This is a genomic window from Paenibacillus sp. FSL R7-0312 (assembly GCF_038004445.1).
Taxonomy (GTDB): Bacteria; Bacillota; Bacilli; order Paenibacillales; family Paenibacillaceae; genus Paenibacillus_AQ.
This window is the reverse complement of record NZ_JBBORE010000001.1, coordinates 3,682,559-3,697,392: the sequence shown is the minus strand read 5'-3', so window position 1 is coordinate 3,697,392 and position 14,834 is coordinate 3,682,559. Positions and strand designations below refer to the sequence as shown.

Genomic DNA, 14,834 nt, shown 5'->3' with positions numbered 1-14,834 from the left:
TGACTACTATTCTACCATTTCACAGCCGCCTGTGCCGACATTTGCCGGTGATTCCATTGGAAACGCCTGTCCGAAGAACCCTTTTAACCCAAATTTAAACCCGGCAGCTACCGGTATTTAACCTTCCATATGTACACTTTAGATAGGCTGAATCTATGAAACATGCGGTCTTACTGGGGATGTAAATATAGGAGGTACATATGAGAGTATTGGAGATTATTTTGACTGTGTCCGCGTTATTATTAATGTTCAGCTTCGTGTCTGGCAATGGCGTTCTCAAGGTGAAAATAGCTTTAACTGCGGTTAGCGGCACATTGTGCGCAGCACAGCTTGGGCTCGAAGGGTACCGCTGGCAAATGGCGGGCGTGTATGTAATTGTGCTGCTTGGCCTAATCATCCGCATTGCAGGAATAATTAGCGGCCGTTCGCGGAAGCTGTTGTCCACTGGCCAAAAAACCAGGAAATCTGCATTCCGCCAGTTGAAACGCGGCTGGGCAATAGCAGGTACCGCAGCAGGTATACTTATAGTGATCTGCTCGGCAGTGCTCTCTTCCATGATCCCGGTTGTGGAGTTACCCGCTCCTTCAGGGCCTTTTGCCGTTGGCATGCAGACTCTACATCTCACCGACAGCAGCCGGCCTGAATCTCAGACACCTGACCCCGGGGACTCACGAGAGCTGATGGTTTATGTCTGGTATCCGGCCCCGGCGGAGAAGGGTCACCAGACTGCACCTTTGCTGCCTGGTGATAAACAGAGCAACCGGAAGGTTATGTCCGCTTTTGCCGGATCATTAGGAATCCCATCCTTCTCCCTCGATTATTGGGCATATATTCATACGTATGCTTACCGGAATGCGGACTGGCTGCGCTCAGAGGGACCTTATCCGCTGATTCTGATCAATCACGGCCTCGGTACCTCAAGTCTGCTGCATACCACACTTGCAGAGAACCTGGCAGCGAACGGTTATATTGTAGCGGCCGTAGATCATACTTACAGTACAGCGGCTACTTTATTTCCAGACGGCACAGTTACCGAGTTCAGCGAGTCTTTAAGCAGTGATCATTTCATAGCAACAGGAAAGCAGCTGGGCAACGTATGGAACGACGATAACCGCTTTGTCCTCAGCCAATTGAAGCAGCAATTCGCAGATTACATAGATACTGATCTCATCGGGATAGCAGGACACTCCTTCGGTGGAGCAGCTGCGTACGAGGCGATGTTCTCCATTCCTGAGCTTAAAGCGGGAATTGATCTGGATGGAAGCTTGTATACCCTCACAGGTCCGTCCCTGGGTAAACCGTTTTTGTTCATAGAGTCAGAGGATTACAATAACCGGAAGAAGCAGATTTCAGATCCGGATATCGATGCCGAGGAAAAAATAATGAATAACGCCAGGCTAAGCGGGGGCGGCAAGCTCTATATCAAAGGCACAGCACACTTCAACTTTACAGATCTGCAGCTCTATTCAAGCCTGCTGAAGTACACCGGAATGACGGGCGGCATTGACGGCGGGCGAAGCAATGAAATTGTGAATCAGCTTGTGCTGGATTTCTTCAACAGCCATTTGAAGGGAAGCCATGAGGATGGAGAGGATGCCGGGACCGCTGCTGGGACCGCTGCCGGGACGGATGCCGGGACGGATGCCGGGACGGATGCCGGGACGGATGCCGGGACGAATGCCGGGTATGATGAGGTGGTTAGGCCTTAATCTCCTTGGAATACATATCGCTAGCTTGGCTGTTCACTTCTGGTTTGCTTCTGGTTTGCTTCTGGTTTGCTTCTGGTTTGCTTCTGGTTTGCTTCTGACTTGCTTCTGACTTGCTTAGGTCTTTAACCTGTTCCTTGCGGACTGTACCGCGCTTATTTTCAGTCCTGGGCACGATTCGCCAGGCCAACGGACTCCAGCGCGCTTATTGTCTCGCCACGGAGCCGATTTCAGGTGAATCCTGGCAAATAGCTGCATCTGAGTCCGTTAGCACAGAAAAAAGGTGCTTTTCGAGGAAATAAGGTCTCCTCAGTCCGTAACAGGTGTACCATGCGATAAAGCCGCTAATATATGCTAGAAACTGTAAGAATTTCCGTATCCACCTATCAGAATCTAATTCTCCATCCTGAATGCTCCACCTGTTCGGCTTCAAAAAGTCCCCCTGAGAATTCCCCGTTTATGCAGACGGGTAATTCTCAGGGGGACAACACTGAACGCTCCATGCTTCATGCTTATGTCTCATACTCATACTCATACTCATACTCATACTCATACTCATACTCATGTTCATGCTGAATGCTTATGCTCAATACTCATGCCTCATGCTCCATGCTTCACATTTCGCGCTTCACGTTATACTCCTTGCTTCACATCCGGAGACGCAGGCCGCTTACAACCGGGCCGTCACAATCTCACATATCGCCCCATACAGCGCAGGCTCCAGCTCCAGCGAGGATAGCGCGGCAAGTGCCGCCGCAGGACCCGCGTTCTCCTTCACCAGCCGGTAGATTTGCTCCTTATGGTCGAACCGGATCTGCGCATGGTTTAGCAGCGCAAATACCTCCTCCTCCACCCTGTTCACCGCAACCCGCGCCGTAGTGAGCATTACCGCCAGCTCCTCAGTCACCTCAAGCTCCGGCACAGTAACGGTCAGGGTATGCGAAGCCTCATCATACTTAGTTTCGGCCGCAACCGCTCCTCCTCCAGCCATGACTGTCACCTCTGTCTCTGCACAGCCCATGAAGAGCAGCTTCCAGCTCCGCCGCTCCGGCACCATCGCAGTATTACCCTGCGCAGGCTGAATGGTGAAGACCGCCGACTGTCCGGCTTGTCCCCATGCCAGGGCCATCCCGGTAACACACCAGTTCCCGTCCAGGTCTTCCGCAGTGTCACCTGCGTCCTCCCAGAGCTGGAACTGGCCGTCCGCTCCGGCAAACACCCGTACCTCCAGCCGTTCCGGGTTGGCCACCGATGACGTATACTCCGTCAGATCGGCCAGCGGCACGATGGCCCCCGCCTTCGCCAGCACCGGAATATGCTCCAGCGTGCGGTACAAGGACAGCCTTCTGCCGCCGTCATAGACTCTTCCGCTGAAGAAGTCGGTCCACAGCCCTTCCGGCAGCCAGGCCTTGAACTCCGCCACGCCTGTCTTGGAATGTACAGGCCGGGTAATCGGACATGCGATCAGCTCGGTGCCGAAATAATACTGATTCGGCACCCCGTAAGCTTCCCGCTGCTCCGCGTGATGGTAATACATCGGCTGCACCAGCGGAAGTCCTTCCCGGCTGGCATAACGGTTCATCGTATACAGATAGGGCAGCAGGCGGTGCCGCAGACGCAGGGAATCCTTCATAGCCTCCCCGGCAATTCGATTGAACCGCCATGGCTCCTTGCTGTTGAACGGACTGGCTGAGCTGTGCAGCCGCAGCAGCGGGGAGAATACGCCGAACTGCACCCAGCGCAATGCCAGCTCATCATCCAGATACCCGCCCATATGGCCGCCGATATCATGACTCCACCAGCCATACCCGCTATTGGACGCCGTTGCCGTGAAATACGGCTGGAAGTCCAACGACTCCCAGGTGATGATCGTGTCGCCGGAGAACCCTACCGGATAACGGTGGCTGCCAAGACCTGCATAACGCGAGAAGGTAAGCCGCCGCTTCCCCCGCCGGCCGCTGTCCAGGTAATGATAGTGATTCAGCATCCAGAGCGGATCAAGACCCGGAACCTTAGTCATCCCGCCCTGCTGCCAGTCGATCCACCAGAAGTCAACGCCCTCTTCCTCCAGCGGATAATGCAGGAACTTGAAGTAGGCCTGCAGGAACTGCGGATCGGTAATATCAAACTCCACTGCCTCCCCTTGCTCCGGGTCCATGCCCAACTCCCCCGCAATTGCCAGATACGGCTCCTCGAAGGCCCGTACCCCGTCAGCGGGATGGACATTTAGCGTTACGCGCAAGCCCCTGCCATGCAGCCAGTCCAGGAAACGCTGCGGGTCCGGGAACAGCTCCCGGTTCCAGGTGTAGCCGGTCCAGCCGCTGCCGTACTTCGGATCAATATCGACCAGATGCCAGTCCATATCCATCACCGCTACGGAGAACGGAAGCTGCTCCTGTTCAAAACGTTCAATCAGCGTAATATACTCTTCCTCGGAATACCGGTAATACCGGCTCCACCAGTTGCCAAGCGCATACCGCGGCAGTAGCGGAGTGCTGCCGCACAGCCGGTAGAAATCCTTCAGGCACTTCAGGTATTCATGTCCATAGCCGAACAGGTACAGATCGATTCCCTCCTGCTCCCGCTGCTGCACCGTCCCGTCTGCTTCCAGGAGCAGAGAACGGCTGTCATCCACCACCGTAACGCCTCCACGCGACAGCAACCCCGGCTCCAGCGGAATGACACCGTCGGCATTATCCAGCGTGCGCGCGGTACCGCCGAGATCCTGCTCCTCATCCCCATAGTGCCAAACGCTCAGCAAATGTCCGGATTCATTCCTCACCTTCACACTCAGCCCATGCCGGGAGAAGGGCGCTTTGTCATAGGTGAGCTGCAGGCGGTCCGTCATAATTTCAAGCCTGTTCCCGAGATCGGTCACCCGGAAGTCAGGAACCGGGAACTTACGGTTCATCACCATCTGGGTCGCCCGGTCTTCGAAGCCTCCCTTAGGACTGTATTCCATCCGGATCAGCGCCGGAGTAAGCACTGTGAACCGGTAGCATTCGCCTTGAATGACTGCCCCAGCACTTGCGGCCGGTTCAGATGCGAACCGTAAGTGCTCCGGCAGCGGCAGCAGCTCTTGAGTTGTTGTTTTCATCGATAAACCTCATTTCTGCGTAGATAAGCAATCTGTCTATTCCTTCACGGCACCAATCATGACGCCTTGATTGAAATACTTCTGGACGAACGGATACACACACATAATGGGAACTGTAGCAATGATAATAACGGAATAGCGCATCATATTAGCCAGACGCAGGGCAATCTGTGCCGCTTCACCGCTGCCGATGCCCGACTGCATCTGATTCGTGATCAGAATGTTACGGAGAATCAGCTGCAGCGGATACATATTCGGATTCTTCAGATAGATTAGCGCGTTGAAGTAGGAGTTCCAATACCCGACGGCAATCCATAGGCCGAGCACGGCAATAATCGCTTTGGACAGCGGCAGCACCACCTGCAGGAAATAACGCAGATTCCCGCAGCCGTCAATCTGCGCCGCTTCCCACAGATCTCCGGGAAGGCTCGTCTGGAAGAAGGTCCGGGCTACGATAATGTTGTAGACGCCAACCGAGAACGGCAGCACCATAACCAGGAAGGTATCATACATGTGGAAGTCCCGGATCGTCAGGAAGGTCGGGATCAGCCCGCCGTTGAAGAACATGGTGAAGATGAAGAACAGCGAGAGGATTTTGCGTCCCGCCAGGTCTTTTCTGGACAGTGCGTAGGCTGCCGATATATTCACAACCAGACCAATGACCGTCCCCACCACCGTATAGAGGATGGTATTCCGGTAGCCAATCCAGATGTTTTTATGCCGCAGCAGCTCCTGGTAACCGTCAAGCGTGAACCCCCTCGGGAACAGCCAGACCTTGCCGCCCGCCACCGCAGACGGATCACTGAATGAAGCAATGACGATGAAATACAGCGGATAGATCAGGATGATCAGAAACAGGACAGCGATAACATACATAATAATTTCCATTACCGAATCCGAGGACCGGTTATTTTTGATTTTGCCAGTTCTCTTGCTGGCTGCAGGCTCTAGTACTCCCATTGTGCTGCTCCCCTTTCTACCACAGGCTGTTTTCACTAAGTTTTTTGGAAAGCTGGTTCACCATGATCAGCAGAATAAAGTTGATGACCGTATTGAACAGGTTGATCGCTGACGAGAAGCTGTATTGGCTGCTGAGCAGGCCGATTTTGTAAACATAGGTGGACAGAATCTCACTGGAGGTGATATTCAGATCATTCTGCATCAGATAGACCTTCTCAAATCCTACGCCCAGCAGACCGCCCACCCGGAGAATCAGCAGCGTGATCGCCGTCGGCATCAGCATCGGGATATCGATATAACGGACTTTATTCCAGCGGCTGGCCCCATCCACCGTAGCAGCTTCGTACAGGCTCGGATCGACCGACGAGAGCGCGGCAATGAAAATAATGCTGTCCCAGCCGACATGCTGCCACACATCCGACCAGACATACACACTGCTGAATAGCGAGGTCGAGCCCATCAGATCAGGAGCCTCCCCGCCGAACAGGCTGTACAGATTACCGACCAGCCCGGTGCTTGGCGAGAGCAGAATCATCATCAGGCCTACCATTACGACTGTGGAGATGAAATGCGGCATATATGACACGGTCTGGAAAAAACGTCTGAACCGGTTCGGCCGCATCTGATTGACCATTAGCGCAAGGATAATCGGGATCGGGAAGGTGATCAGGCTGTACACGCTAATAATCAGCGTATTCTTAATCGTGTTCGAGAATTGATAGGAATTGAAGAACTTGTCAAAATACTTGAATCCCGCCCACGGACTGCCGTCAATTCCCAGCGCCGGGCTGTAATTCTTGAAGGCGATGAGCACCCCGTACATCGGTTTGTATGCGAACAATAACGTAAGCACAACTGCGGGAAGCAGCAATAGATACAGTCCCCAGTTTCGTTTGATCTGTCCGATGGCTGCTGCCGGACTGGACTGACCGGATTTCATTGTGACCCCTCCTAAAAGTTTGAGTTTGTTAGCATAAGCTTCATGATCGACTTCGGCAAAACTCGCTCCGGTAGCCTACGCTTATCTATATTTTCATTCAGTATACCTGCCCCCCGCCGCGCCAGCCGGACCTCCTCACAGCGTAAACCGGACTTTCGTTGTCCGCAGGAGAGAACTTCGCGCGGCCCGTTACCCGGGAGACACTAAGCCAGACGGTATGCAGACTTCCGCTAACGTTATCCGGACTTTTGGGGCATAAACCCATATGTCGGACACCTGAGCAGGGAACGGATGCTTCCGGAAGGCAAATCCTGCAGCATACTGCGAATCAGGCTTAACCCATCCAGCGTTCACGGCGGAATTAAAGGGGTTTATCCCTTTATTTCCCTCTTTCCGCCCACTTCCGGAGGGAGCAAAGGGACTTTCCCTTCGTCAACAAAAATACCGCCCTGCAGCAGACATCGTTGCGGGACGGCATTTTATCAAAAGGCAGCCTGAAGCTTGCTCACACTGCTTATTTCATGCTTCGATGATCACCGGCCGGCCGCTGCAGTGCAATCTGCCCTCGGCCACGTTTACCGCGCTGCCGTCAATCAAATTGACATACGCTCCATCCGGAAGCTCCAGCTCCACATCTCCCTGCCTGCCTCTCAGGCTGAACACACCAGCCAGCTTCTGCTCACCCCAGGTATGCATGCCGCAGACCATTCCGTCTTCTTCATGTGCCGTAAACTGACAGACACCATGGGCCATAATTGCTTTGTGCTTAATGGGGTACAGCGCTTTGAACAGCCAGGACAGGTCCTTCCCCGTATTCCAGCTGACAGTACACTTGTCGAACAGATCGGGACAGACCTCATTCTCCGTCTCCTGCCCGCCGTAGATCAGCGGCATGCCCTTCTGGAAATACATGAATGCCGTCCAGTTGATCAGCTCATTCTCCTCCGGGAACAGTGCCTTGGCCCGCGGCCGGTCATGGTTCTCCAGAAACCGCAGCTTCACATAATTGCCCGGATAGATATACTCCTGCGCATTGATCTTCTCTATATAGCTGCCCAGCGTAACGCTGCCGTTCAGATAGCCCGTGAAATACGGGTACACATCATAGTCATAGCAGGCATCAAACGCCTGGAGCACCTCGCTGTCGGACAGACTGGCCATGCCCCGGGAACGCAGATGCATCGTGAAGTCCGGTTCGATGGATTCGGCAAGCCATAGGCAGCCGGGGTTAACCGCAGCCACCTCTTCCCTGGCGTTCAGCCAGAAGTCCAGCGGCAGCAGAGGGGCTACGTCACAGCGGAAGCCGTCTACCATTCCGGCCCACATTTTCAGCGATTCGATCTGATAATCCCACAGCTCCTGATTGTTATAGTCCAGATCCACAATGTCGCCCCAGTCGCCAACACGGTTACCAAGCTTGCCCTCCGGAGTCCTGTAGAAGAATTCAGGATGATGTTCCACCAGCCAGGAGTCGGGCGAAGTATGGTTATAGACCACATCAATGATGCATTTCATCCCGAGCCTATGAATGGCCTCCGTCAGACTCCGGAAATCCGCCAGACTGCCAAGCTCCGGATTCATCTCCCGGTAATCCTGATTGGCATAAGGACTGCCAAGCCCGCCCTTGCGGGCCACAAGGCCAATCGGGTGCACCGGCAGCAGCCAGATAATATCCACACCAAGCTCCTTGATGCGCCCCAGATCCTTCTCTACCGCCTTGAAGGTTCCTTCTTCGCTGTGATTGCGCACATAGATGGAATAGACTACTTGGTTCCGCAGGGTTACTTCCGTTAATTTAGCCATACTTACACTCCTATTGGTTACACGATTCTGCTTGCCTTGAGATGCTCTGGAAGCCTGATCTTCCCGGTTAATGCCCGGACAGCAAGAGTTCCCAGCTCATATCCCTCCCTGACCAGATGCTGCGCAGCCTCAAACATATTCTGCTGCGTACCCGCACTTATGATCCCTTCATCACCGCCGCAGCGGCCTGCCAAGACAAAAGGGTAGCCGCTGCTCTGCAAATACCCCATCACAGCCTCTTCCCCGCTGGATGGCAGCAGAATGACTCCGTCTGCGCGGTGCCCCTTCAAGAGACCGGAGACAGCCTTCAGTTCCTCCTGCTCATCCGCACCTGAACAGATGATCGTGTCATATCCTAAGCGGCCCGCCTCCGCTATAATTCCGCGCAGGGTCTCCATGAACATCAGACCTAAGATGGCCTGCTCTGAAGGTCCCGGCAGCAGAATGCAGAAGCAACGGGCTGACTTCAACACCAGGCTCTTCGCGATGATATTCGGCGTATACCCCAGCTCCTCCATCACCTGCTTCACCTTGCGGGAGACTTCCTCCCGGACCACCGGCCGACCGGACAGCACCCGGGAGACCGTGGAGATGGAGACTCCCGCTCTCCGGGCGACTTTTGCCATCGTAACCGTCATTATAGAAGCCTCCTTCCGCGGATCAGTGGAATCTTTAGAGCTATGGCCTTTATTTCACGCTGTTGTAACGTCCGTATGCATCCGTGCGGATCTTCACCAGCTTATCCAGACCCATATCGTTCAGCTTCTTCACATAAGCATCCCAGTTCCCGTCGATATCCCCTTTGCTGATAAACTGTGCACGCATGGTGTTCACATAAGTATCGATATCCGTGGTCAACGTCGGAAGCTCTTCGAACTCCTCGGAAGTGTACATTACGTTAGGGAACGGTGTCGTTACATATTCACTGCCCAGCTTGTCGAGCTCCAGCTTAAGACCGTCGCCCGCTTCCGGGTTAAGTACGATCTTCTGTTCAAAGGACGGGCTGACATATTTCGGTCCGAAGTCCCGCAGGGACTGATCCCAGTACCAGGCATCTGCGCTGGTTCCGCTTGGAGGGTCCATCAGTGTATAGGTGTCGTTATCATTCTTCTGGATAACCGTTCCGATTGCTCCCCAGAAGTTCTGAATGCTCGCTTCGTTCGTGTAGAACTGGTCCGCCCAGCGTGCGGCAATCTCCGGTGTTTTGCAGGAAGAAGTGATCAGCAGCTCGTTGCGGTTCAGACTCATCCCGATCGGATTGCCGATGGTGTAGCGGTTACCATCCGGTCCGGCAACCGGCGGAATCGTTACATACTGGTCACTCCATTTGCCGAATACGGCATCCGGTGTCCACTGGTAGGTGAAGCCGACGATCGGCGCATCCGGGTTCTGGAACTTGGCTGAGATCATCGTAGCGTCCTGGGTGAACAGCTCTTTGTCGAGCAGACCTTCGGAATACAGCTTATTCTCCCATTTCATGCCTTCCTTGTACTCCTCCGTTATCGGGTAATACACAGCCTTGCCGTCTTTAACCAGCATGTTGTTGGTATTCAGATCGGCAATTCCAAACGGACTGATCATATCATTGCTTACTTCAATATACGGAATTTCATCCGCTTTGCCGTTTCCGTTCGGGTCCTGCTCCTTGAAGGCTTTGAGCACAGTGTAGAGCTCGTCAATCGTTTCCGGAACCTTCAGGCCCAGCTTGTCGAGCCAGGTTTTGTTGATGACCGGCTGGCGTGAGCTCTTCGGACGCGAAGGCAGCCGGGTCGGCATGGAGTAGATTTTACCGTCCGGGAAGGTGCTGATCTTCTTCATATCTGGTGTTTCTTCCATCGCGGCCTTGAGATTAGGCATATACTGATCAATATAATCGTCCAGCGGACGGAAATAGCTGAGATTGTTCACGATATCGGAGTCGGTGAAGGTCTGATCGCCCAGCACGACATCCGGCAGTGTGCCGCTGGCCAGCAGAATGGATTTCTGTTCGGCCCAGTCATTGGAGGACATGACCTGCCAGTCGATTTTGACATTGGTATTCTTCTCGAGATCGATCAGCCACTGGTTCTTGGTGAAGGTATCCCCCATGCTGCCCCAGCGTACCGTCAGTACCTTAAGCGTTACCGGCTCCTTGACGATCGGCAGGCCTTCTTTATTGAAGCTGTCCGTGTCTACAGCCGCCGTGTTATTCTCTTTGTTGCCGCTGCCGCATCCGGCCAGTCCGACAAGCATCGCTGCCGCCATTAGTGAGATCGCCCACGTCTTGGCCACCGGTTTCCTGTTCTGTTTAACCATTCATAATCCCCCGTTTCGATGTATTAGATCCTTTTGACATCCCTAATGATACCTTCTTGCTTCTCCGCATTCCGGACAATAACGCCCTGTTATTCGGACCTATGCATCCGCTTACATTATTTAGGGAAGCCAGCCCCCGGTTTTAGGCAGTTTTCATGACGCTATTCAGACTTTTACTTGCGGTATCCGGACTTTGGGGTGAAAAGCCGGGATTTCCCCATGTTTTTTTGATCCCGGGGTTTTATAATGACTGTGTTACCTACTCGCAAGTAGTACGTCCGGAAACGGACATACAGGAAAGGACTTCACCAGACAACTATGGTCAAAAAAACGGCACGAAACAAACCCTACCCGATACGCCATTATGTTAGAGTCACGATCCTGATCTCATTCATTGTGCTTATTCTGGATCTTGTCATCAGCGTTGCTTCCATTTCCATCGTCAAGCAGCAGTCCACCCGGTATTTGCAGGATACCGCCGATTTGTATATCAACCGGATTAATCATGATTTTGCCTACATTAATCATTATATGGGCTGGACGCTCGCGAACGATGAGAGCCTGAATATGATGAATGCCCACGACAAGACCAGCAAAGAGTTTATTAATTCAAACGAGGATTTGCACAAACGGTTTACAGAGCTCCAGAAGAATTACGGGCAGGAATATAACTTTTTCTACTATTTAAAAAACCAATCCTTCTTCCTGAATTGCGCCCCCATCAGCATCGATTATACCGTCTACCGGGAGCTGAAGAAGCAGATTATTTCTTTTATTGATGATAAAGAGGTGTATGAGAAGTTCTATTCCCGCTGGACCCCTATACTCGTGAACGGTAAATATTACATTATCAACATTGTTCCGTACCACAACCGTTATTTCATCGGGATGATCTCGGCCGATAATCTCATTACCCCGCTCCGCCAGATTAATTTGGGTGCGAACGGCTATGCTTCACTTGTTGATGAGAACGGGACAGACCTCTCCACTCTGGTCTCGAACAGCGGCAAGCCTCTGCAGGAAGAGGCGGGCATCCGGAACCTGTTCCAGTCCCGCACCATTATTAAGAGCGAATTCTCGGGTACGGCCTTCAGTGCCAAGATGGTGATCAAATTCGGGGCTTTTGAGAAAATTATGATCGCCCAGCTGCTCATCATGCTGCTCTTCTTCATGGTCACCTCTACGCTCTGCGCCGTCATCCTGTTCTTCAACCGCAGGGTACTTGGACCGATCCAGAGCTTCTCGGAGAGTCTGACGCACCTGAATGAAGACGGCCAGCCCGCCGGGTTCAAGAGCAGCACAATCATCGAGCTCGAAGAGGCCAGCGCGCAGTTCAAGGATTTGGCCCTGCAGATCCGCAATTACAAAATCGCCATGTACGAGCAGGAACTGGAGAAGCAGAGTATCCAGCTGGACTTCATGAAGCAGCAGATCAAGCCCCATTTCTTCCTGAATTGCCTGACCAGCATCTACAGCATGGCGCAGATTCAAATGTACGAGGAGATTGAGCAGATGGCGATGTCCACCTCGAAATATTTCAGATATATTTTTCAAGGCAGCGAGGACTTTGTCCTGCTTAAGGATGAGATTGAGCATGTGCGGATCTATCTCGATATTCAGAAAAGCAGGTACCGGGACGCTTTCATCTATCAGATTGAACAGGAAGCGCAGACTACAGACATGAAGATCCCTCCGCTGGTGCTGCAGACCTTTATCGAGAATTCAATCAAATACGCGATCTCCAGAGCTAACGAGGTGCAGATCAGGCTTACTGTGAAACGCCGCAGAATGGATAATGAAGAGATGACCATGATCCAGATTTCCGACACCGGTCCCGGATTCCCCGCAGAGGTGCTGGATAAGCTTGTGCAGGGTAAGCCGCTGGACCAGTCCAAAGGCAACCAGATTGGCATTATGAATACGCTTAAACGGCTGGAATACCTCTATTTGAGCAAAGCAGCCGTCAGCTTTTCCAATCCCGCAGAAGGCGGCGCATGCATCACCCTTTGCCTACCGGATCTGCCGGAACTCTCAACAGGAACGGAGCAACTCTTATGAATATTTTGCTGGTTGATGATGACTACTATGTAATCGCCGCACTGCAAAAGAAAATGGACTGGACTCTTCTTCAGATCGAAACCGTATTCACCGCGAATAATGTCTCGCAGGCCCAGGACATCCTGGAGAACCATTCTGTGCAGATTCTCATCTCCGATATCGAGATGCCGCAGGGGAGCGGGCTGGAGCTGCTGGCCTGGATCAGAGAGCGGCAATACAGGATCCAGACGATCCTGCTGACCAACTATGCCGATTTCAACTATGCTCAGAAGGCGATTGAGCTGCAGAGCTTCGAGTATTTCCTGAAGCCGATCGAATTCGACAAGCTGATGCTGATTATCCAGAAAGCGATTGCCCGTGCCAGAGAGCAGCAGCATAACGAGAAAGCCATTCAGGAAGGGCATTTCTGGCAAAAGAATCAGGCGAAAATTCTCGAGCACTTCTGGCGCAAGCTGGTCAATGACAGCACGGCCTTCCCTATCCGTACCTCAGCCATCTTCCAGGCCATGGAGGAGCAGAATCTGAGCTATCAGATGAATGAGATCATTCAGCCCGTGCTCTTCAACCTGTTCCCCCATAACGGCAGCATGGGCAAGGAAGAGAAATATCTGTTTGATTTCGCGCTGCTGAACGTGCTGTATGAGCTGTTCATGAGCCCGCTTTTCTCGATCGAGAGTATTCTTGAATATAAGGAATCGAACTGGATTGCCATTCTGAAATGGAACCAGGCGCCTGAGCTTCAGCTGCTGGAAGGGCTTTGTACTTCGTTTATTCAAAAAGCCAACCCGTATTTAAAATGCGATGCCTGCTGTACCATCGGCTTATCCGGTGAACTTGGCGATATCGGCAATATCTTCAAAGCTGCGCTGACGATGGATGAGGAGATCACCCGCAGCCGCAACCATACCTTCCTGGTGGAGACGTATCTGCAGCACAGCAAAGCCGCCTATCTTCCGCCGGATCTGACTCAGCTGGAAGAGCTCTTAAACCAGAACAACCTCCCCGCCTTTCTGGCCGAGGTGACCGGATACCTGCGGTGGATGCTCCGGGGCCAGGCGCTGGATACCTCTGCCCTCAGCCTGTTCCGGCTTGATATCGTGCAGCTCGTCTACTCCTTCCTCAAAATGAAGGGCATTCAGGTACACAAATTATATACCGGCAAAACCCATGACCAGCTGCTGCTGCACTCGCTGGCTTCCATTGAAGATATGGAGGAATACCTGAACTATCTGGTCAGCACGGCGATGAAATACCGGGACTTCACCTCGCAGCCCCAGTCGGTAGCCGAAGAGATCAAGCAATACATCCATACCCATTACGGCGATGATCTGACCCGGGGCGATCTGGCGGAGATCGTCTACCTGAATCCGGATTATCTGGCCCGGCTGTTCAAGAAGGAGACCGGCATTTCCTTAGGCAGCTATGTCATCCAGGTCCGCATCGCCGCTGCCAAGCATCTGCTCGAAACGACCCACCATTCCGTCTATACCATTGCGAACAAGGTAGGCTACTCTAACTACTCTTATTTCTCCAAGCTGTTCAAGCAGGAGGTCGGCCTGCCGCCGAATGAATATAAGAAGGATCAGCATTCTCAACCGGTGCTGTAGCCCCTACATTTCCAACTCTATCACAAAGATGCCGCTGCACCACTTGGATGGTGCAGCGGCATCTTTGTGCTGTTGCTGATAGAGTGCGGGTATCGAGGAGTGACTTAATGAGTACCTTTGGGGAGTAGCTTGGATAAGTAACTTAATGAGTAGCTTTAGAGAGTACCTGTTGAGGATTGACAACTCTCTTGTTCCTCTCTATTATAATAAAATATAATCTAGTGATAATGATTATCATCTTCATTTAGGTGCAAGGGCATTTTCACAGTTGAGGACCGGCTGCGCTTACCTCCAACCTTTCCCACCGCCTCCAGCCTCTGCGAACCATTCAAATCCGTTGTAAATAGCGGGATGTGGTAGTTAGAGAG

General features: G+C 52.7%; 9 protein-coding genes. 3 read left to right on the top strand and 6 right to left on the bottom strand.

Features of this window, described 5'->3' with window-relative positions:
• The first annotated feature begins 200 nt into the window (after window positions 1-200).
• A complete protein-coding gene (locus tag MKX70_RS16010) occupies window positions 201-1,709 on the top strand; it encodes an alpha/beta hydrolase family protein (RefSeq protein WP_340840334.1) in 1,509 nt (502 codons plus the stop codon).
• A gap of 667 nt (window positions 1,710-2,376) precedes the next feature.
• Here the strand turns inward: MKX70_RS16010 and MKX70_RS16005 are convergent.
• From MKX70_RS16005 to MKX70_RS15980, 6 genes are all read right to left on the bottom strand, one after another.
• Window positions 2,377-4,803 (bottom strand): glycoside hydrolase family 31 protein, encoded by a 2,427-nt coding sequence (locus MKX70_RS16005; RefSeq protein WP_340784207.1) that lies wholly within the window; start codon window positions 4,801-4,803, stop codon window positions 2,377-2,379.
• A 36-nt stretch (window positions 4,804-4,839) separates the two neighbouring features.
• Window positions 4,840-5,763 (bottom strand): carbohydrate ABC transporter permease, encoded by a 924-nt coding sequence (locus MKX70_RS16000; protein WP_042238061.1) that lies wholly within the window; start codon window positions 5,761-5,763, stop codon window positions 4,840-4,842.
• Window positions 5,764-5,779: 16 nt separating this feature from the next.
• Window positions 5,780-6,703 carry an ABC transporter permease gene (locus tag MKX70_RS15995; RefSeq protein ID WP_042238062.1) on the bottom strand — a complete coding sequence of 308 codons (924 nt, stop codon included), beginning with the start codon at window positions 6,701-6,703 and terminating at the stop codon, window positions 5,780-5,782.
• A gap of 519 nt (window positions 6,704-7,222) precedes the next feature.
• Entirely contained in the window at window positions 7,223-8,506 is a 1,284-nt protein-coding gene (locus MKX70_RS15990) for an alpha-amylase family glycosyl hydrolase (protein ID WP_340840332.1), read from the bottom strand.
• A gap of 17 nt (window positions 8,507-8,523) precedes the next feature.
• On the bottom strand, window positions 8,524-9,144 hold the full coding sequence (locus MKX70_RS15985) for a LacI family DNA-binding transcriptional regulator (RefSeq protein ID WP_340840331.1): 621 nt from the start codon (window positions 9,142-9,144) through the stop codon (window positions 8,524-8,526).
• 49 nt (window positions 9,145-9,193) lie between these two features.
• Window positions 9,194-10,801 carry an extracellular solute-binding protein gene (locus MKX70_RS15980; protein WP_042238065.1) on the bottom strand — a complete coding sequence of 536 codons (1,608 nt, stop codon included), beginning with the start codon at window positions 10,799-10,801 and terminating at the stop codon, window positions 9,194-9,196.
• 318 nt (window positions 10,802-11,119) lie between these two features.
• Here MKX70_RS15980 and MKX70_RS15975 point away from each other — a divergent pair, with 318 nt between their 5' ends.
• Together MKX70_RS15975 and MKX70_RS15970 are read left to right on the top strand one after the other, a co-directional pair.
• Window positions 11,120-12,859: a sensor histidine kinase gene (locus tag MKX70_RS15975; RefSeq protein ID WP_340840330.1), complete on the top strand. Its 1,740-nt coding sequence runs from the start codon at window positions 11,120-11,122 to the stop codon at window positions 12,857-12,859.
• Window positions 12,856-14,466 carry a helix-turn-helix domain-containing protein gene (locus MKX70_RS15970; protein WP_340840329.1) on the top strand — a complete coding sequence of 537 codons (1,611 nt, stop codon included), beginning with the start codon at window positions 12,856-12,858 and terminating at the stop codon, window positions 14,464-14,466. The genes MKX70_RS15975 and MKX70_RS15970 overlap by 4 nt, the downstream gene beginning before the upstream one ends.
• Window positions 14,467-14,834: the final 368 nt, after the last annotated feature.